This window comes from Streptomyces sp. NPDC102462 (genome assembly GCF_044765425.1).
In the GTDB taxonomy this organism is placed as follows: Bacteria; Actinomycetota; Actinomycetes; order Streptomycetales; family Streptomycetaceae; genus Streptomyces.
In genome coordinates this window covers 22,973-42,794 of the sequence record NZ_JBIWKB010000045.1, presented here as the reverse complement: position 1 = coordinate 42,794, position 19,822 = coordinate 22,973, and the positions used below count along the sequence as shown (strand labels likewise).

The window sequence follows — 19,822 nt, the reverse complement described above, 5'->3', positions numbered from 1 at the left end:
TCAGCGCCGCCTTTGCCCAGCGGCGCCGCGCAGCCGCCACACCACGAGAGCACCCACACCTGCACCGGCGGTCCCCAGCCTCCACGCCGCGCCGGCCACGTCCCGATGAACGCCGGCGGCGGAGCTCGCGGCGCCGCGCTCGCAGTACGCCTTGGCCGGGCCCACGATCAGGGCGCAGGGATCTTGGTGCGCGGCGTCGGCGGCGAAGGCCTGCCCGGTGTGCGGCCACCACGCTTCCGGCACGCCCACCCCGAGGGCGAGCACGACCGCGGCGACGACGACGGCGATCACGGTGAGGACGCTCACGGCGGCGGCAACACGCCGCGAGCGGTCCCACGACAAAGTGGTCATCAGACGGTTTCCTTCGGACGGGTCTCCACGGCGTCACCAGCGGGCGGCTCCGGCACGGAGGCGGAGGCAGCGCTCGTGCGGCGTCCTGGCGTGGTGGTGATGGAGGTGGTGATGCGCTCGATGAGCGGGATGGAGACCTTGATGCGGCCGGTGTTCTGCCGCGGGCAGGTCAGCAGGAACTCGCCCTCCCGGCCCTTCTGGCCGACGGGGGACAGGCCGGTGGTCACCAGCCGCAGCAGTTCGCCGTCGTTCGGGTCGAGACCGACGAACTCCAGGCCACGACGCGCGCGTTCACGGTCGGCGGTGCGGGCCAGCGCCCGGTAGGCCATCAGACCGCGGTCGGGGCCAAGTTCCTCGGCGTCGTGCGAGCCCGCCACCAAGCCGGCGCCGTGCTTGCGGCCGTCGTGGAGGATCTCGTGGACCAAGGCCGTGCCCTCGGTGGACGAGGTCAGCCAGTACAACTCGTCCAACACCACCGCGGTGAACCGCTCGGGGTCCTCGAAAGCCGTCTGCCGGGCGATCGCGGCGATCAGGTAGAGCACCGCCCGGCCGATCAGCGCCTCCAGCGGCTGCTGGTGCAGGACCTCCGGCTTGTCGAACGCCGCCTTCGGCGGCAGCTTCAGACCGGTCGTCGTGATCACGATCATGTCGGAGGCGCTGGACGCGTCCAGCCGCACCGGCGGCAGCGTCGGGTCGAAAACCATCCGCGCCAGGGAGTTGGTGGCAACGATCCGGATGAGGCCGGCAAGGGTGGCAGCCGCGTCCTGCCGCTTGCCTACCTCGCGCGTGGCCATCTCCTCGAGGACCTCAAGGACACGGTGCATGGACGGCGCGTCACTGAGGGCGGCCTGCTCGACGGCGTGGTGGAGGATCTCGCCATTGGTGCTCATCGGGCCGATGCCGAGCTGCAGGGTGAGATAGGACAGGGCGTAATGGCGACCCTCCGGGCCGTCGAACATCCGCAGCGGGTCGATGGACACCTCGGCCTGCGCGGCGTCAATGATCTGGACACGTCCCTTGGCGGCGGTGCGCGCGAAGGTCGCCCACTCGCGTACGGGGGTGCGGTCGATGCAGATCGCGCAGCCGCCGCGCGCCCACACCGCCTCCGCGATCAGCTTCTGCAGGACGCTCTTGCCCGCCCCGAGGTCCCCGACGATGCCCATGGAGGCGGACGCATCGACCTTGGGCGCATCCGCCACGTTGATCATGACGGGGCGAGTGGTGCCGCAGTCCAGGTCGATGCCCAGGAACATCCCATTGGGGTCGCCGACCTCCGCAGCGGTGAAGGCCCCACCCAGCGCCCAGTCTTCGGAGACCTGATGTTGAGTGAACTCCCGCACGACACCCGGCCGTACGGTGCCGGGCAGCCCCAGGGTGAACAGGGCCTCCTGCAGTCCGGCCGGGCGCACAGCCCGGTAGTCGGCGCCGCCGAGCAGCGCGGCCAGGGCACGGGCCCGGGCGTCGCAGACGGCGGCGGTCGGCCCCCACACCGTCAGCACGGTGACGGACTGCACCTCGACCTCCACGCTGGTGCGGGAGAGACGGGCATCCAGCTCGCCCAGGTCGCGGGCGGCCTCGGTCAGGGACGCGGGCATGCCGGTGGGGCGGGCGTCGTACTGGTCGGCCTGGTCGATGAGTTCGTTCTTCTTGCGCCGCACCTGATCCCGCGCCTTCTCTGCGGGCACGAGCGTCAGGTCGACGGTGTAGTCGACGGGAAAGTCGAGGGTTTCCAGCTGGGCGAACAGATCCGCGGCATCCTGGCTGACCGCGGGCGGACACTCGGCCAGCGCCAACTGAGCCTGGTAGCCCACCCCGGTGTCGGACTCGACCTGCAGCCAGCGCCGCCCGAGCGGCGAGCCGGTGTTCACCCGCCACCACGCCTTGCGGCCCGACCGCGTGATCCGGCCCGCGCTCCTGAGCTCGTCGACGTCGTCGAGGTCGGGGTCGATGCCGCCTTCCTGCAGGCGCACCTGGCCGAGGTCGGCGTAACTGGGGGAGCGCAGCACCCCGTCACGGAGCTGCCCGCCGTACATCTCGCTGGTCTCGGCCTCAGCCAGCAGCGGCTCCGCGAGGCCGCGGTGGAGGGCGTGCTGGATCATCCACACGATCTCCGCCGGGCGGGCCGGGCGGAAGGCGATGCCGCCGGCGAGCGCAGCCTCCACCCGGGAGGCATGCTCGCGGTAGGCGCTCACCTCGCGCCGGGCCACTGGCGCCGGGCGCATGCCCAGCATCGGCGCGACCTCGGCCCACGCCGCACCGAGGGACGCCGACACCTGAAGGCCCGCGGTCTCGGTCTGCAGGGGCACGGCCAGCCACAGGGTGCGGCGGTGCATCTCCTGGTCGTCCAGCAGATCCAACGTTGCCTCGACGTTCTCCACCCACGGGTGCCGGCCTGCACCTGGTGCCTGCTCGGCCGGTTCGATGCCCTCGATCATCCTGAGGGCGATCTCACCCGGGTCGACCTGCGCGCACAGGCCGTACAGGCGCGGGGCCCCAGACAGCGAGCGCACCAAGTGCGTAATCTTTGCCAGCTGTTCGTCGCGGACGGCCGCGGGCACGTAGGTGCCCTGGACGGTCTCCTCACGGCGACCCTGCGCATCCGGGCCTGGGTGCAGGCGGTAGACGGCCCACACGCTGCCCTGGACCGACCACACCAGGTGCCCGGCGATGTGACGGATCGGAACCCTCACCGCGCACCCCCCTGCTGGGCGAGCGCGAGCAGCTGCTGCACACCCGACACCGGCCCCGCTGCGACCGGGGGAGTAACCGGCTGTGTGCGGCGGGGTGCGGACGAGCGGTCTGTGGCCGGCCTCGGGTGCGGCGCCCGGGCTGGACGCCGCCCAACCGCAGGGGAGGGCGCCGGCTGCGCAGCGGGGGCGGGCGCGGGCGTGTCCTCGATGGTGAAGCCGCCGAGCAGCGGGTGGGGAGCACGGTCGCGGGCGGCCCGCCCGCCGATCCGCCCTCCGCGGGGCTGCCAGCCGAGCAGCACCCAGCCCAAAGCGGCCTGCATCGGGGCACGGCCCCGGATCTTCGGCCGGCGCACCATCCAGATGACCAAGACCCACGCGACGATGGGGACCGGCCCCATCCACGACCACCAGCCGATGGTCTTGATCAGGAGAAAGCCGCCGCCGACAGCGACCGCGATCTGCGCGGGCGTGTACGGGCCGAGCGGGATCTTCCAGTCCGCGACCTTGCCCAGCACCCACGGATGGCGGCGGGCGGAGGTGTAAAAGCGGCCCACCCGTGCCGCGGCTGTCGCGCTCACAGCCAACCCCCGACGCCCGGCGAGTGGTCACGAGAGACCGGGAGTTCGGACCGGACGACCCCAGGAACAGCGGGCGCGCCCTTCGACGGGTTCTTCACCTCGTCGGTGAACATGTTCGCCAGGTCGTTGCGCGAGTTGTACAGACCGAGCGCGATCACCATCAGGAGCAGGGCGCCGATCCCTGCTTTGAGGCTGAACTTCTGGATCATGATGACGACGACGAGGCAGATCAGACCGGCCTGCAGCCCCTTCGTCGCCCACTCCTTGAACATGTTGATCCACGAGTTGCCGAGGTCGTCCAGCTGCCCGGCGAGCATCAGGCTGTGCACGGTGTTCATCGGGCACCCCCGTCCCGGGCAGTCCCGGACTCCAGCGCGGCGACTTCCCACCGGCCTGAGCGGGCCTTGAGCGTGAGCTCGTACGCCAGCGGCCACCGGCCGTTCGCGTCCCGGGCTTCCACCGAGGCGAGGATCCGCACTTTCGTGCCGTCCGCCGGTACCTGCTCGGCGGCCGCGGCCTCCTCGATGGCGGACACCTGCTGGACGGCGACCGCCGTGTAAGGGGCGGGGGAGACAGCGGTGAGCTTCACGCCGGGCGCGAGGTAGCGGTCGACCTCGCCGGCACCCGTCAGGTAGGCGGTGAGGAACTCGCCGACGGCGGACGACAGATCCCCCTCCGGGACGGTCACGGCGTACGACGACTTCGGCACCTCGGCCCGGGCCGGGCCGGCCACCACACCGGGCGCACCGGTGACCGTGAACGAGGAGCCCGTGCTGTCGGCTGCCACCGGCACGGCGTAGTACCGCACCGAGCCGTTGGCGTTTTGCGCAGCCACCGTCACCGTCCACGCGCCGGTGCCGCGCTGCGCACTGCGCACCGCCGTCACCAACCGAGGAGCCGATTGCGTATCGGCGGCCGGGGCGGGCAGTTCGACGTCCGGAGCCATCGACTGCGCAAGCCGCGCCTGCGCACTCGTCTCGTCGTTCGCGTCGCTGCGCAGCCACGCGCCGATGAACACCTGCGCATAGCCGCCCGGGTCGGTGGCGGATGCCACGGTGCGCACGGCGGTGGGCTTGGTCGCGGGGGCCGCCGCGACCGTGGTCGGGGTGGAGGCGACGGCGACGGCGAGGGCGATGGGGCCGGCCGCGATGACGGTCCAGACCGCCACGCGTGAGAGGCGTACGCGGCGGCGCATCGCCTCCAGCCGGGCGCCGGCCGCCATCGGAGCAGCGGCCTCGCTCTGTGAGGCCTGCTTACCAGGGGACATGGTCAAACTCCCAGGTCAGAACGGATGTTGCTGACCTCGAGAAAACCCGGCGACCTCGACCCGACCACCGACCACGAACCCCCGACCATGGTCACGATGGGGACACGAAGTCCATGGTCGGGGTCATGGTCGGGCCGACCATGACCCCGACCATGGGTCTGCCGCGATCTGGCGGCAGGCCATCGCGTCCGGCGCGTGTTGCCCGGACCGGAGACGGGAGTGCGATCACGTGCCGCCCGGCCACAGGGCCCGGACACCGATGCGCAGACGGAAGCCAGCGGGGCCGTGACAGACGCCTGCGCAGTGCGCGATACGGACCTGCGCAAGAGAAGATCAGGAAGCTCGGCCGGACTGCGCAGCGACCCCACCACAACTCGACTGCGCAGGATCCCCAGGCCGGTTGCGCAGCCCGATTGCGCAACGCCAGTCCGGGGCGGCGCAGTCGGCTGCGCAATCACTGAGCGCCCGGGCTGAAGGAGCCGTGGTCGGCCCGACCATGAGCCCGACCACGGCTGCTAGACGGCTCCGTTGCCGGATCGTGACCGATGGTCGGGGCTCGTGGCCGTCAGCCTGGTTGGGGTCGGCGGGTGAGCTGACGCCATGGAACACACGCACGCCTCCACGCCCAGGACTACCGACCGCCCCATCTCGGCGGGCTCGGTCTGCCGCCGTGGCCACTGCGCTCGGCAGGCGTCGGAGGCAGGGCGGTGAGCCGCTTCGGGGCGGGGATCCGCCGGGGTGCCATGGTGGCCGATCAGTTCACCCAGATCGCCAATGCGCTGTTCCGTGACTCCGGGCTGTCGTTCAAAGCCAAGGGCATCTTCGGGTACGTCTCAACGCACAGGAACGGCTGGCAGGTGACGGTCACCGACCTCGTCCGCCTGGGCCCGGACGGACGGGAAGCGGTACGCACCGGCCTGCAGGAGCTCGAGGCGCATGGCTACCTGATCCGTGAACGCCTGCGCCGCCCGGACGGCACCCTCGGCGAGATCGTCTACTGCATCACCGACCGACCGGCCACCTTGGACATCGCGCTGATCGAAGCCGACGTGATGGTCACGGCCCCCGAGGCCGAGCATGCCGGCGGCCTCCCGGCGGGGATCCGCCGGGGCGTGATGGCGGCCGATCAGTTCACCCAGATCGCCAACCAGCTCTTCCGCGACCCCCAGTTGTCCTTCAAGGCCAAGGGCCTGTTCGGACTGCTCTCCACGCACCGGGACGGCTGGCGGATGACCGTCTCCGACATCGCCCGCCGTGGCCGCGACGGTGAATCAGCCGTCAAGAGCGGGCTGAAGGAGCTGGAGAAGCACGGCTTCCTGGTGCGGGAACGCGAGCGCGGCCCAGACGGCACCCTCGGCGCGGCGGCGTATTTCCTCACCGACCTGCCCGCTCTGCAAAGCAGCAGGTCACAACCAGAGTCGGGTTTTCCACCAGTGGATAAACCTACGTTGGCTGATCGGTCCACTAAGAACACCAACAGAAAGAAGACCAACAAGCAGAACACCAGACCCCTCCGTCCGTGCCGCGGCGACGCGTCGCGCACACCGGGATGGACGGACCGGCCGGACACACCGACGTCCCCGCCGGCCGCGCCCGCGGCGGACGAGATGCACCGGGGGATCCGGCTGCTGCTCGAACTCGGGGCAGCCCGCCCAGAGCTGCTGCTGACCGGGCAGGCGCTGACCGACCAAGGCCGCGTCGTGACCGTGATGCTGGAATCCGGCTGGAGCCGCGATCAGCTGAGGCACGTCATCGCCGCCAGGCCCCTGCCCCATCCGGTACGGACTACGGTCGGCGCTGCCCGCCTGCGCGCCGCCCAGGCCTACCCGCCGCCCACCCTCGCGGCCGACCACCATGACGCACCCGCGTGGGATACCCCGCCGCCCAAGCCGATGACCGGCTCCGCCGCCGCGCGCACGGTGAGCGAGGCCCTGACCTACCGGGCCCTGACCGAATGCGCCGGCTGCGGCGTTCCCGGAACCGCCCCCGGCGAGGACCTCTGCCCGGCCTGCCTCGGCTGGCCGCTCTGCCGCACCTGCCCCGGTCCCACACCGCGGCGCGCCCACCCCGACGGCGACGGCCAATGCACCACGTGCGCCTCCGCCCTGACAGACCACTACCTGGAAGGAATCAGCCCGTGACAGCCACGCTCCACACACCATCGCCGACCGCGCCCGCGCACCACGAGCGCCCCTTCACCCGCGACCCGCGGTGGTGGGACAGAGAACGCTCCCGTGCCCTGCGGACCGGCCACGTCCGCGACCACACCTGCTCGGACGCCCGCGAACTGGTGCTCGTCCACGAGCGCACCCCATGGGGCTGGCTCGCCTGGACCGTCCCCGGCGACGGCAGCCCGCCCGAGATCCCCCATCGGATCGCGGTGCTCACTCCCGGCGCGACGCGTACGCAGCGCCTTGCTCTGCGCTGGCTGACCAGGCGCCCCGCACAGCGCATCGCCCCGGACAGGATCCCCGGGTCCCTGCGGTTCTCCACCGCGGCCGTCGCGCTCGTCAGTCTGGTCGCCGGCCTGTTCGCCATGAGCCACGCAGTCCCCGTCGACGTCGCCCTGCCGACGATGCTTCTCGCCCCACTGCTCGCCGAACACCTGCCCGACCGGCTGGACAGCCGGGCTCGCGAACATGTCCACATCGTCGAAGGCGACGATGCCTGCCGCTACCTGCAGCGCCTCGCCGCCCTGCACACCTCGCTCGTCCAGGCCGCCGCCGGCAGCGACCGCTACGAACTACGCCGCTCGGCCGAGATCGGCCACAACCTGCTGTGGGACGCCGCCAGTCTGCTCCAGGCCCGGGACACCCGCGCCGTTTCAGACGGCCTCATCGCCCGCGAGCGGCTGATGCTGCAACTCGCCCACCAGGTCGCCCAGATCATCCATCGCACCGCCCACGAGGCCGCCACCGCCGACGAGGACCAGACCCGCGACCTTGAGCGGCTCCCCGGCCCGCACTCACCGAGCATCCGGCCGTCGACACATCGCCCCATGACCGCCCCATCACCGCCGAAAGGAACCGTGCTCATGCCACGGCCCGAATCCGGTTCGGCCGACCGCACCCCGCATGTCTATCTCCTCTTCGCACACGAGCCGTACTACCCCGGCCCCGGAACCCAGGAGATCAACACCACCGTGGTGGCCGCCGACTCGCTGCTCCACCCGCAGGTGCCCCAGCCCGACGGCGCCCGCATCCACGACCTCCTCACCCGGGGAAGGCAGCCGGGCGAGATCATCCCGCTGGCCACCCTCACCCACGAACTGAACGGCGGCGCCGACTGGCCAACTGTCGGCGACTGGGAGAGCGTCACCACCGACCTGCTGCAGCTCGTCCGCTCCGGGGACTGCGATGCCCTCAGCCTCGGCCTGCCCGAGATCGCGCGTGCCCTCGTCTGCACGGGGCCCCACAGCCACGTCCGCGCCTATGACGCCGCGGCCGACGACTTCGTTGTCTACGGGTCTTCGGAGCGCGCCACGGTCCTGGACGACGTCGGCGTGTTCCTCACCGGCATTGCGACCGAGCAGCCCTTCTGGCCGGGGGACAGCCTCCTGCCCCCGCTGGTGGAGCGGCGCGCCTGAGGGCGATGAGCCCGGCCGCAGTGAGGGGGAGCGGACATGTTCGGATACGAATCGCGAGCCGTCTGGGCAGAACTGCGGCGCATGCTGCATCGGCTCATCAGCCGCCGTGAGGGCGGCCCACCTGACCCGTGAACGCAGACGCCCCAGGCCACCTGCCTGGGGCGTTGCGCTGAGCACCCGCTATTCCTCGCGCAGCAGGCTCAGCGGGAGGGGCCGGCCCTCGCCGCCACGGCGACGACGGAGGATGCTGACGTCGCCGAGCAGTTGCCGCAGTTCCTCCTCCCGCTCCTGGGCATACGCGTACCGCTCGGGCAGGACCTCCAGCAAGTGCTTCCACTGCCGCTGGCCCGCGCGCACGCACGTGCCTCCACAGTTGTTGTGGCTGAACCCGAGCTCGTACAGGCGGGGCGGCGCGACGCCCAGGGCCCGGGCCTCGTCCAAGAGTTGCTCCTTGGTCCGGGCCGGCTCCCATTTCCCGCACAGCGGGAAGCGTGTGACCCAGGGCTTCCAGTTCCGGGCGATCGCCGGGATCCGAGCCCGATTGCGCCGATTGTTCTCGATCCCCACGTACACCAGCGTGTCGGCGGGGTCGGCGTGCTGCTCCATCCACTCCCGGCAGGGCACCTGCTTGAGCAGGCGCGTGCAGGGAGCCAGCCGGTCGTTGCCGAGGAACCGGACGTCGCGGAAAACCTCCCACGGGGTACGACCATCGGCGACCTTCGTGAGCGGCACACCGAGAAGCCTGCTGGTGTCGTCGGCGAACCTCCACAGATCGTCGTCCCCGATGCCCGTGTCGGCGATCAGGAGGGTGAGGTTGCGGGTGCCGTACTTCCGGGCGACCCATACCGCGACGGCGAAGGACCCGATGCCGCCACTGAACTGGACGACGTGTCGGCGAACGGACAGAGCTCGGCGGCCGCGGGCCGTCTGCTGGGACATGGGGAACTCCCTGTCATAAGGCGAGTTGGTGGAACCGTCGGCCAGGTGTTGCCGCACCTGGCCGACGGGCTGAGCGGCGGTACGGGGCCGGGATGGCGCCCGCACCGAGGTGGGGGAGGGGGCGGTCAGGCGGCCATCGGGGCGACGGGCTCGATTGGCTCACCGGTGATGAACTCGGAGACCATGCAACCGATGTCGCGGGACACGTTCGGTGTCACCGCCATGCCGACCAGGGAGACCCGCTGGTCTTGTTGGTCCTTCTTCGTCTCCGCGGTTGTGACCAGCTGGTACCCCTTCGGGAAGGCCATCGCCACCTTCCGCTCGTGTACGTCCAGCAGCCGTGTGTACCGGTGGCGGACGTCCGAAGCATCCCCGTGGACCAGCAGGTGGTGGTTGCCGCCAGCGGTGATGGTCGACAGCGGCGACGACAGCGGCCGATGCGTCGACCCGCCACCACGCATCTCCACGATGAACGGCGCACCCTCGTACACGCGATGTCCGTCCTGGATCTTCTCCCAGGTCTTCGCATTCCGCGCATGCCGGCTATACCGGTCGCCGACCAACCGGCCTGGCCGCGACCAGTCCACCGCCTCGCTTCCCGGCCGGCGCGCGATCGGCAACAGCGCCGTGGTCGCGCACCGGTGATCCGGGCACCTCCACTCGTACTGTGCCGTCGCCCCGTGCTTGCCCCACGGACGCTCCGGGCTCGAGGCCTTCGTGTACTTCCAGCCCTGGATCGCCTGCACACGGCCGTGCCGAGCACACGACACCCACGGCCGGGTCCACTTGTCGAAGTCCGGCGTACGCCCCACCGACTCGTGCCACAGCACCACATACATCCGGTCCCGCGAGCACGCCGCGGCTGGCCCGTATCCCGCGATGTGCGCACTGTTCAGGTACAGGATGCGGTGCTGGTACCCCCACACCCGAAGCGACGTCAGCCACGCGTCGAACGCGGCGCCCTGGTTGTGCCGAGGCCCCCATTGCCTGGCCTCCACCACGTTCTCCACCACGATTGCCTGGTACTGGTGGTACTCCGCGAACCGCGGCACGCAGTGCATCGTCGCCCGGGAGCGAATCGCCGTCTCATCCGTGCCGGTGGTGGAAAACAGGCCGTCGACGAACTCGCCGTGCCCGCGCTGCTTGCCCTGCGCCTTCGTGTGCCACGTGCACTCCGGAGACGACCACAAGGCGTTCGTCCGCGGCCACGCCGACGGCACCACCTGCGACAGATCCGCGCAGTCCATCCGCACGGTGGGGTGGTTGGCCTCGTAGGTGGCGACCGCGTGCCGGGCGTGGTTGCCGGCCATCACCACCACCGTGCCCGGAACCTGCTCCAGCCCCTCGCAGGCGCCACCGCCACCGGCGAAGTGATCAGACCACGACACAGCAGCGGCCATTAGGAGGCCACCTTGAGGACTGGCCCGCTGCCATGCTCGCGGGCGCACGTGTCGAAGACCGCCACCGTCCAGTAGACGGTGCGCTCTTCGGGAGTGAGAGGTGATGTGATCACGTCTGCTCCTGAATCGAGTGGTGACCGCTCCAGGTTGCCGCCTGAAACATAAAATCAATTATACGCTCTCCTTTGGGTGTTGGCAACCCTGCTCACAGCTGTGGCCCCCCGGTAGACCGGGGGGCCACAGCCAGGCGTCTCGCGGCCGCGCGAGGTGGTGATTCCGTCTCCCGCGCGGCGATCACACGGCGGGCAGCAGGTCTGGCACGTCGTCCACACCGAGGAGCAGGACGTGGTGGCCGACGGTCTCGGTGGCGCCGTCGGTGACCCGCTCGACGTCCAGGCGCAGCCGGATGCGGCCGGCGCCTTCGCCGTTGGCCGCAAGGTCGTGTTCCAGTTCGTCGTCGAGGCGGTCCAGGGCGGTCTCGGCCGCGTCGTAGTCGGCCAGGTCGCGGGCGAGGAGCTGGCGGGTGGTGGTGTCGCGGAGCTGGTAGCTGGTCATCGGGACTCGTCCTTCGGCGTGGGGCGATCAGTGGTCGAGTCGGCGATCCCGCGTGCGGCGTTCACTGCGCGCGACCAGACGTCGGGGCTGCCTCCGTGCTCGCGGGCGAGGGAGGCGGCGAGTCCCCGGATGTCGCCGCGCTCGCGTAGGGCGGCCAGGGCGACGGCCGCCCGCCGGTCGGCTTCCGAGCGTGCCGGCGCGGCCGCGGGGCGGTGCTCGAGGGCGGTGCGCACGACGTACTCCCAGGACCTCTGCGGTCCGCCGTGCTGCACGCTGAGCTCTGCGGCCAGCCCCGGGTGGTAGCCGTCGCGGTCGATCGCCTCGGCGGCGTACTGCTCGGCCAGCTGCGTGGCGGTGAGCGGCTCATCGCCGGTGTGGGCGCTCAGCTCGGCCGCGAGAGCCCCCTCGAGGGCGGAGGGCCGGCCGACGGCCGCGTCGGCCTGGGGCCCGGGACGGCGGCCGGCCTTGCCGAGCTTGTCCCCGGTGCGCTTGCGGTCGAAGTCCTGCAGGTCGCCGACGCGGAAGCCGGGGATCATGCGGCCGGTCGGGCCCTCGACCGGCTCGGGGAGGGGCTTGGGGAAGTAGTCGGGGTTGTCCTTGAGGTACTTGCGGATGGCCGAGGCTCCGTTGAAGCCCAGCCACTTGGCGGCCGTGTTGATGGAGACGACGTCCTCCGGGTCGGCCTGGTACAGCTCGGGGTCGGCCTTGAGGACCTTGTTCGCCTTCTCCTGCTGGAACCAGGTGTAGAAGTCGCGGAACTGCTGCTCGTCGTAGAAGTCGCTCCCGTCGATGCGCTCCTTCTCCGGGTGGCGGTGCTCCTCCGGCTGCTCGAGCCGGATCTTGTACCAGCGGGCCGCGGTGCCGACGCTGGCGCCGGTGAACTCGCGGATCCAGTCGCGGTTGACCACCGCGCGGCCGCCGACGATGCGGCGCTGCGGGTTCAGGGCCTTGGACATTGCACTCTCCGGTTCGGATCGCGGCCCTATACTGAGGGCCTGCTCCTCTTGGTCCTTCGGCGCTCACGCGCCGGCGGGCGAGTCGAGTTGGTGAAGGTGGTCGGCGGGACGTTCGGTCGGGGTTGCCGCCCTGGGTCGACACCCTCGTGAGAGGGTGCCTTCCGCCGCCCACCGCTTTTGCCGCTTGTTTCGCGTAATCAATATGACGCTCTTGGTGGTGGCTGTCAATCTCGCCGGCACCCAGACCGCGTCACGACCGGAACCGACGGTGCGCGGCCCACTCCCGCTCGAAGTGTGCGGCACCTGCTTGTCCCGGACCTGGAACGGGGCCGTGACCATCAGCTCCTCCACGGCCGGAAAGCCTTCCCCTCGACGGTGGACCCACGCCCGCACCCGCCCGTAGCGCTCGTCGGTCTCGACGGGGACGCTGTGCCGCTCCGAGACGCTCTGCAGCCGCCGGCCGAGAACGGCTGCCCGGCCCACGTCGACGCGCTCCACCGAACGCAGCGCCCGGCCGCGCCGAGCGGGGTCCGCCTTCGCGACCGGCAGGATCCGCCGCACGTGATACAGCGCCCACGGGCATGCGAGCTCCTCCTCGAAAGCCGCGAGGACGGGACGGTCGGCGGAACGGCTCGGGTCGAACTTCTCCAGCAGGCTGTGCCGGCCGAACAGCTTCGCCTTCGGATTGAGGCTCACCGACGTGTACTCCAGGCGCAGCACCCGTCCGGCGATGGCCGGGTGCGCGCGCATCCGGTCCAGGTGCGCCGCCATGGCGCCCATCGAGATCGGGAAGCAACAAAAGGTGCAGTAGCTCTTCTCCCACCGCACGCCGAACCGCTCGTACAGGTAGGCCTCGCACCGCTCGCGCCCCCACCCCCATTCGATCAAGGGATACAGGCCCTGGCGCAGGGGGTTCTTGCTCGCACCACGGTCTCGGAGGCTGCGGGGAACCTCGTCGGCGTTGAACCCCATCACCTGGCGGAACGGCTGGTCGCCGATCTCCTGGGCGATCAGTGCGTCACCGACCTCGCCCTTGGCATGCAAGCTGCAGAGCCGGATGCCGCCCTGCTGGGGAACGGTGCCGTTGGCCTCGTACTCGTCCTCCTCCAACGACCAGGGCCCGCGCCGGACTATCCGCTCAGGCTGGCGGGAGTCGTCCATGACCGCGATCTCCAACGCGCGGCTGGCCCGGGCGACTTGCACGAGCCGGACCCGGCTCTCGCGCAGGAGCGGAAGCACATACTGCTCGGCGTGAGCGTAGGTGTTCGGCCACTCGCTCCCCGTGATCTGGTGGATCACCATGGTGCGGGCCAAGTCGACGCCGTGGGCGGCCGGGTCTTCCAGCATCTTCACCAGGAACGCGGTCGAGTCCACGCCCAGGCCCCAGTTGATGACCACCGGGACGCCGCCGCGACCGGCACGGGGTGCGGCGCTCATGCGGCACCCCCTTGGTTGGCCTTCGGGTACGGGTAGGACGTGGCGGTGAGCCGGAGGCCGGTGCGCGGCCCGATGTAGGCCGCGTACCGATGTTCTGTGGACATACCCTGTGTTGCCTCATGTCGTGTTGCGGCTGAGGGAGTCAAGTGGCGTTCGAATGGCGTCTGTTCTGGGTGGGCGACGGAGGCACTCCGGCAGAAGGCCGGCCCGTGCCCGGCTGGGAGGACTTGGAGGAGCGCGAGCGGGCGCTCGGGCTGCGTGAGCGGCAGCCAATCCTCGTCTCGCCGGATGGCCGGGTCGATCCTCGGCTGAGTGAGTGCCTGCGACGCTCGGCGTTCTCTGCCAAGGCGCAGGGCACGCAGGTCACGTACGCCCCCCTCTACCGGCTGTTCTTCACGTTCCTGTGGCAGCGCGGGCTGGACTGGGACGAGGCGTCGGAGGACGACGTCGAGGACTGGGAGGACTGGCGCCGGCGAGGGCAGGCGAATCCGACGCCGGTCGAGGGCGGCACGTGGGCGAAGGAGCAGGCCGCATTGAAGCTGCTGTACGGCATCGCGGCCCAGCGCGGCCTCGTACCGTCGAACCCGGTGACGCTCGCCTCGCCGTTAGACGTAAAGACCTCGGATGTGAAGTGGCTGTCGCCCCGGGCCTTTCGGCTGTGGCGCAACGTCGGGCTCGGCGGCATGCTGCCGGGCGGCCTGGAGGACGAGGCGTGGCGCGGCCGTTCGGTCGGCCGGGACACGGCATACGCCGACCTGATGTACTCCAGCGGCCTGCGGCGCCGCGAGGGTGGCACCCTGCTGCTGTGCGAGCTGCCGGCGCTCGGGCGGCGGAACCACTACGCGGGCCGGGTGGGCCAGGCCGTGGCCAAGCGGGCCGGCTACACCTTCTATGTCGGCCATCCGGCGCTCCAGCGCGTGGAGGGCTACCGGTTGAGCACGCGCGCCTTGGCGGTGGCTCGCGCCCGGCGGCGCGGCGTGTACGACCGGCTGCCCGACCTGGACATCATCCAGAGGGTCAACCGGGCGGGCCGCGTGCAGTGGAGGAGCCGGGACGGGCGTACGGGCGAGAGCGCGCTGGGGCGGCTGACGGCCGCCGAGCGGATGCGGCTGTTCGTCGAGGGCGAGGACGGCCTGGAGCCGGCGATGCTGTGGCTGACCGAGAGCGGGCTGCCGCTGCGGTACACGAGCTGGACGAAGGTCTTCGAGCGGGCGAGCGAGCGGTGCGCGGCCGCGGGGCTCGATGTCTTCGCGACACCGAAGATGCTGCGGCACTCCATGGCCCTGCGGACGCTAATCGCGCTGCACAACGCGCTGGACCGCCGGCTCGGGCTGACGCCCGCCGAGCGCCTGCACTACGAGGAGGTGTACGGGCAGGTCTGGCTGATGGTCAAGGACATGCTCGGGCACCGCAGTGAGCAGGTGACCCGGGACGTGTACCTGGAGCCGGTGCGCGGGCTGCAGCTGGAGTCGCTGCTCGGCGACGACGACAACCCCGTGAACGCGGAGAAGATCGCGGAGCTGGCAGCGCGCACGGGCCTGATCCTGGACACGGTGTGAGCGGGCGGGGGCGCCGGGCGGCGCTGCCGCCGGCGGAGCACCGCAAGGCGCCGGTGCTGGACGCGGACGGCCTGGTCATCCGCCCGGTCAGCGGCGCCGGGAGGCCGCTGGGCGTGTACGACTTCCGGGACAGTCCCGGGCCCGCCAACTTCCGGCGAGCGCTGGTAACCGCGTTGGCCGCGCAGGGCCAGGGCTGGGGCAGCGAGTACACCTACCAGACGAACGCCAGCACGCTGAAGCTGCTGTTCAAGGACGCTGCGGCGGCCGAGCCGCCCATCACTGCGCTCGGGCAGATCACGGTGGAGTGGTGGAAGCAGTGGACCGGTGACCTCCACGACCGTCGGGTCCTGGCCGCAGTTGTCCGGCGGGCACGCGGAGTGCCGGACGCGACCCGGATCTTCCTGCAGACGCCGCGGCGCCGGCCGCCAGCTCGGCGCGGACGCCCGCGCAAGCAGGCCCACACCCGGGAAGAACTGCGCCGGATCCGGGACGCGGCCGCCGCGACGGTGCGCGCCGGGCGGCTGCGGATCGCGGCGAACACCGCGGTCCTGCAGCGGTGGCGGGCAGGGGCGATCGAGCGCGGGGACGGCGACTGGCCGCTTGGTGAGGTGCTGGACGTGCTGGCCCGCACCGGGGACCTGCCGCGCTACCACAGCAGCAACGACCACTCCGTGACCGCGTACGCGGAACGTGCATTCGGCTTTGAGGGCAACGCCGCCTCACTGAGCCGGCTTTTCGCGACACCCTCCGAGATCGGGGCGGCGGCCGTGCTGCTGATCGCGCACGAGGCATGGAACCTCTCGGTGCTCAAGAAGATGGACGTGCCCACCTGGTGGCCGAATGCGGACCGCGAGGACCCCGCCGTGCACCAGGTCGACACGGACAAGGCCCGGCGCGGACGTCGCCGGCACGCGAGCAACACGCTCGTCGACGTCGGCGAGGGCTCCAGCGGCCGGGCTCTGCGGCACGTGCTGGAGCTGACCGCGCCGGCCAGGACCACCCTGGAGGCGCTGGGCCGCCCGACGACGAAGCTGCTGGTCGGCCACCGCGGCCTGGGCGGAGGCGAAAATCTGCGCGACCACGCGCTCGGTGCCGCTCTGGACGGGGCGATCCGGCGCTGGCAGCAGCAGGTCCGCGCCGGAGGCGTCGACCTGCCCGCCCGAGTGAACTCCCAGGCGCTGCGCCACAGCGCGCAGACGCACCACGGCCGGGCCCGCAACAACACCCAGGCCACCCACGAGCGGGACTACCAACTACGGGACGACGGCGTCCGCGCGGCCTCGCGCGGCGCGGTGGAGCTCGGTCTGGCCCAGGCGCTGGCCTCCGCCCGGCAGACGGTCGCCATGCGCCTGGTCGAGGAGATCGACGCCGACGGCGACGTGAGTGCCGAGCTCGTGGTTAAGGAGGCCGGAATCGACGTGGAGGTGGCGCGTCGGATCGTGGCCGGCCAGCTGCGCACCCCGGTCGCCTCGTGCGCGGACTTCCTCAACTCCGACCACAGCCAGGCCGGGTTGCCGTGCGCGGTGTCGTTCCTGTTGTGCTTCGCCTGCCGCAACGCGGTGGCCACCGGCCGTGACCTGCCCCGCATCGCCTACCTGCACCAGGCGCTGGAGTCCTTGCGGTCGGCCGTGACGTCGGCGGTGTGGGCCGCGGACTGGGCAACGCACCACGTGCGGATCGGCGACTTCCTGACCACTTACACCACCACCGACGCGCGGCCCCAGCTGGTCGCCGCCGTCGCCGAGAGCGAGCGGGAGCTGATCCACGCGATGCTGGAACGGAGGCTCGACCCGTGAGCGCGTCCTCGCCCCTCCCCGCTGGCCCGGACGTCGTCGATCCGGCCCCGGACACCTTCGTTCTCCCGTTCAACCGGCTGCGGCCCGGCTTCGACCCAGAGCAGCTGCCGCGGTTCCGTGACCTGGCGTGGCGCCTGGCGCTGATCAGCCCCAAGGAGTCGAACCGCTCGCTGGTCATCGACTGGAGCCGCTGCCCCGCCGGGCTGCGGCCCGGCTTGATGCGCGCGGCCTTCGCCGAGCTGAACATCCCGACCCCGGCTGTGCTGCTCCAGCAGCGGGCCGCGCGCTCCACCTCCCAACCGGGCACGCTGCGCCACAACTTCCAGATCTGGATCCGCTTCGCCTCCTGGCTCGACGGACGCGGCATCGCCGAACTCTCCCAGGTCACGACCGGAGACCTGGAGGCCTACGCCGAGCACCTGCGCCCGCTCGGCCGCCGGTGGCGCACCGACGCCAAGGCCCTGTGGGTGATCTCGCGGCTGTGGGCCTACGCTCCCTACCTGCCCGAGAGCGACCGGCTGGTCATGCCGCCGTGGGAGGACCCGGCCGCGGTCATGTCCGACTTCCTCGGCACCAACGACGACACCCCCAACGGCGAGAACAGCGTGGCGATCGTGCACCCGGCCGTCATGGCCCCGCTGCTGGTGTGGGCGCTGCGTACGGTCCTGGACCTGTCCCCGGACATCCTGGCCGCCGCCCGCGAGCACCGCCGACTCCTCGCCGCCATCCCCGACCGCGCCCCGCTCGGCGGCACCGAGACCACGGTGACCTACCTGCGCGGCCTGCTCGCGACCGGAGAGAAGCTGCCGGCCAGCGGCGCGCCGGGAGCCACCGCCGTGCGCGCCCGCTTCGGTGGGGCATTGCCGCCGATGGCCAACACATTCCTGGCCGCCATCCTCGGCGTCACCACCTCCCAGGTCGCCCGCGCCCGCGGCATCCTGTCCGACGAGCTCACTCCGACGGACTTCGGCCCCGCCCCACTCCTCGACGTCCCGCTCACCGCCCGGATCGGCGCCGCACGGTGGCGAGAGCAGATCGGCTTTGACGACGTGGACGTTCTGGTGCTGCATCTGTCCACCGCCGCCCTGATCTGCTGCGCCTACCTCTCCGGCATGCGGCCCGAGGAGGTCCTGGCCCTGCGCCGCGGCTGCTGCACCCGCGTGGAGCGCGAGGACGGCACCGTCCGGTTCGAGGTCCGCGGTCGGCACTTCAAGGGGGTGCTGGACGAAGACGGCAACGCGATCGGCGAAGGAGAGGAGCGAGCGGACCCGTGGATCGTGCTGGAGCCCGTCGCGCGCGCCATCGCGGTCGTCGAGGACCTCGAAGTCGGCGAGCAGCTTTTCACCCGGACCCTCTACCGGTACGCCAAGGGCACCTGCATGCCCCGAACCGGCCTGTCCTCCGACACTGCCGTGGAACGGATCCGCGCCTTCACCGCCTGGGCGAATCAGCTCGCTACCGCCCACGATCGGCCCCATGAGCTGATCCCTTCTGATCCTGATGGTGCCGTCACTCTGCGCCGCTTCCGCCGCACCATCGCTTGGTTCATCTACCGCCAGCCCGGCGGCCGGATCGCGCTCGCGGTGCAGTACGGCCACGCGGCCACCGCCATGTCGGAGTCCTATGCGGGCCGCTCGAAGGCGGACATGCTTGAGGTCCTGGACCAGGAGAAGGGCCTGGCCCTGGCCGAGACCCTCACCGAGGCTGGCGAACGCATCGCTGCTGGCGAGAAGGTCAGCGGCCCGGCCGCCGAGCGCTACCGCGCCGCGGCCGCCGAGTTCTCTGACCGCTACGCCGGGACCTACCTTGGCAAACGCGAACTGCGCGCGCTGGTCGCAAACCCCCGCCTCCAGGTCTACGAGGACCCGAAGGCGTTCCTGACGTGCAACCACGACGCCTTCACCGCGCTGTGCAACCCCGACCGCGACCGGGCGCGCGACGGCGGCCGTCACACTCCCGACCACTCACGCTGCCACCCGGCGTGCGCGAATATCAGCCGCACCGACAGCCAGATCACCGCCCTGCGGGCCGAGGTGGAGCGGATTGACGCGGACGCCGACGCCGGCCTTGACCCCTATCCCATCGCCGCCCGCGAGCAGCAGCGCAAGGCCCATCTCACCGCCATCATCCGCCGCCACGACGCACAGCAGTCGGCCGACACCGAAGTCGAGGAGCGACGATGAACACCCCCGCAGCAGACGTCACCGGCCCGCGCGACGGCGTGGCGCTTGCCAAGCTCGTCGGCGAGGCACTCATCCAAGCCCAAGGTCACGCCGACACCGAGGACGCCGCAGAGATCAGAGCAATCACCGACGCCATGGTGCGCCTGCTGATCGGCGCCCCGCTGCACTCCGACGGAAAGCTGACCATCGTCTCCCTGGCCACCGAAGCCGGACTGCGCCGCAACAAGCTCACCCACAAGCACACCGGCCTCAAGGACCTGTTCTACGCCCTGGTCAGGGCCCGCAGTCCCGTCCTTCAGGCCGTGCCCGACTCGCTGCGGGCCCGCGCGGCCAAGCAGCGGCAGGACCTGGCCCGCGTCCGCGCCGAACGCGACGATCTGCGTGGACAGGCGCAGCTCCTGGCCCGGATCGTCCACGTCCTGGAGATCGAGAACAGCAAGCTCAAGGAGACCAACGCGGCCCTGGAGCACCAGGTAGCCGCCCAGGCATCAGTCCCCGACCTGACCCGCCGGCGCCGATCCTGAC

16 protein-coding genes are annotated in these 19,822 nt (G+C 71.3%); 6 read left to right on the top strand and 10 right to left on the bottom strand.

Annotated features, from left to right (window positions below; translation table 11 throughout):
- The 5 genes from ACIRFL_RS31115 to ACIRFL_RS31095 are packed head-to-tail and all read right to left on the bottom strand — an operon-like array spanning window position 1 to window position 4,886.
- Entirely contained in the window at window positions 1-351 is a 351-nt protein-coding gene (locus ACIRFL_RS31115) for a hypothetical protein (RefSeq protein ID WP_404034889.1), read from the bottom strand.
- Window positions 351-3,041, bottom strand: coding sequence for an ATP-binding protein (locus ACIRFL_RS31110; RefSeq protein WP_404034887.1), 2,691 nt, complete (start codon window positions 3,039-3,041; stop codon window positions 351-353). The genes ACIRFL_RS31115 and ACIRFL_RS31110 overlap by 1 nt, the downstream gene beginning before the upstream one ends.
- On the bottom strand, window positions 3,038-3,619 hold the full coding sequence (locus ACIRFL_RS31105; RefSeq protein WP_404034885.1) for a hypothetical protein: 582 nt from the start codon (window positions 3,617-3,619) through the stop codon (window positions 3,038-3,040). Before ACIRFL_RS31105 ends, ACIRFL_RS31110 begins: the two co-directional genes overlap by 4 nt.
- Window positions 3,616-3,957 (bottom strand): hypothetical protein, encoded by a 342-nt coding sequence (locus ACIRFL_RS31100; RefSeq protein WP_404034883.1) that lies wholly within the window; start codon window positions 3,955-3,957, stop codon window positions 3,616-3,618. The genes ACIRFL_RS31105 and ACIRFL_RS31100 overlap by 4 nt, the downstream gene beginning before the upstream one ends.
- A complete protein-coding gene (locus ACIRFL_RS31095) occupies window positions 3,954-4,886 on the bottom strand; it encodes a conjugal transfer protein (protein ID WP_404034881.1) in 933 nt (310 codons plus the stop codon). Before ACIRFL_RS31095 ends, ACIRFL_RS31100 begins: the two co-directional genes overlap by 4 nt.
- Before the next feature lie 707 nt (window positions 4,887-5,593).
- Here ACIRFL_RS31095 and ACIRFL_RS31090 point away from each other — a divergent pair.
- Window positions 5,594-7,027: a hypothetical protein gene (locus ACIRFL_RS31090; protein WP_404034879.1), complete on the top strand. Its 1,434-nt coding sequence runs from the start codon at window positions 5,594-5,596 to the stop codon at window positions 7,025-7,027.
- Window positions 7,024-8,472 (top strand): hypothetical protein, encoded by a 1,449-nt coding sequence (locus ACIRFL_RS31085; RefSeq protein WP_404034877.1) that lies wholly within the window; start codon window positions 7,024-7,026, stop codon window positions 8,470-8,472. The genes ACIRFL_RS31090 and ACIRFL_RS31085 overlap by 4 nt, the downstream gene beginning before the upstream one ends.
- 180 nt (window positions 8,473-8,652) lie before the next feature.
- On the opposite strand, the gene ACIRFL_RS31080 is transcribed toward ACIRFL_RS31085, so the two are convergent.
- The 5 genes from ACIRFL_RS31080 to ACIRFL_RS31060 form a co-directional block, all read right to left on the bottom strand.
- Window positions 8,653-9,411: a hypothetical protein gene (locus tag ACIRFL_RS31080; RefSeq protein ID WP_404034875.1), complete on the bottom strand. Its 759-nt coding sequence runs from the start codon at window positions 9,409-9,411 to the stop codon at window positions 8,653-8,655.
- Between the two features lie 125 nt (window positions 9,412-9,536).
- Entirely contained in the window at window positions 9,537-10,811 is a 1,275-nt protein-coding gene (locus tag ACIRFL_RS31075; RefSeq protein ID WP_404034873.1) for a DNA cytosine methyltransferase, read from the bottom strand.
- A 294-nt stretch (window positions 10,812-11,105) separates the two neighbouring features.
- Window positions 11,106-11,366: a hypothetical protein gene (locus ACIRFL_RS31070; RefSeq protein WP_404034871.1), complete on the bottom strand. Its 261-nt coding sequence runs from the start codon at window positions 11,364-11,366 to the stop codon at window positions 11,106-11,108.
- Window positions 11,363-12,322 carry a hypothetical protein gene (locus ACIRFL_RS31065; protein ID WP_404034869.1) on the bottom strand — a complete coding sequence of 320 codons (960 nt, stop codon included), beginning with the start codon at window positions 12,320-12,322 and terminating at the stop codon, window positions 11,363-11,365. Before ACIRFL_RS31065 ends, ACIRFL_RS31070 begins: the two co-directional genes overlap by 4 nt.
- Before the next feature lie 63 nt (window positions 12,323-12,385).
- Window positions 12,386-13,720 (bottom strand): hypothetical protein, encoded by a 1,335-nt coding sequence (locus ACIRFL_RS31060; protein ID WP_404034867.1) that lies wholly within the window; start codon window positions 13,718-13,720, stop codon window positions 12,386-12,388.
- A 185-nt stretch (window positions 13,721-13,905) separates the two neighbouring features.
- On the opposite strand from ACIRFL_RS31060, the gene ACIRFL_RS31055 reads away from it, so the two are divergent.
- Genes ACIRFL_RS31055 through ACIRFL_RS31040 form a run of 4 tightly spaced genes read left to right on the top strand, consistent with a single transcriptional unit; the run spans window position 13,906 to window position 19,821 of the window.
- Window positions 13,906-15,318 (top strand): integrase, encoded by a 1,413-nt coding sequence (locus ACIRFL_RS31055; RefSeq protein ID WP_404034865.1) that lies wholly within the window; start codon window positions 13,906-13,908, stop codon window positions 15,316-15,318.
- Window positions 15,315-17,114, top strand: coding sequence for a hypothetical protein (locus ACIRFL_RS31050; protein WP_404034863.1), 1,800 nt, complete (start codon window positions 15,315-15,317; stop codon window positions 17,112-17,114). Before ACIRFL_RS31055 ends, ACIRFL_RS31050 begins: the two co-directional genes overlap by 4 nt.
- Complete coding sequence (locus tag ACIRFL_RS31045) at window positions 17,111-19,297, top strand: hypothetical protein (RefSeq protein ID WP_404034861.1); 2,187 nt, start codon at window positions 17,111-17,113, stop codon at window positions 19,295-19,297. Before ACIRFL_RS31050 ends, ACIRFL_RS31045 begins: the two co-directional genes overlap by 4 nt.
- A complete protein-coding gene (locus tag ACIRFL_RS31040) occupies window positions 19,294-19,821 on the top strand; it encodes a hypothetical protein (RefSeq protein ID WP_404034859.1) in 528 nt (175 codons plus the stop codon). The genes ACIRFL_RS31045 and ACIRFL_RS31040 overlap by 4 nt, the downstream gene beginning before the upstream one ends.
- The last annotated feature ends 1 nt before the right edge of the window (window position 19,822 follow it).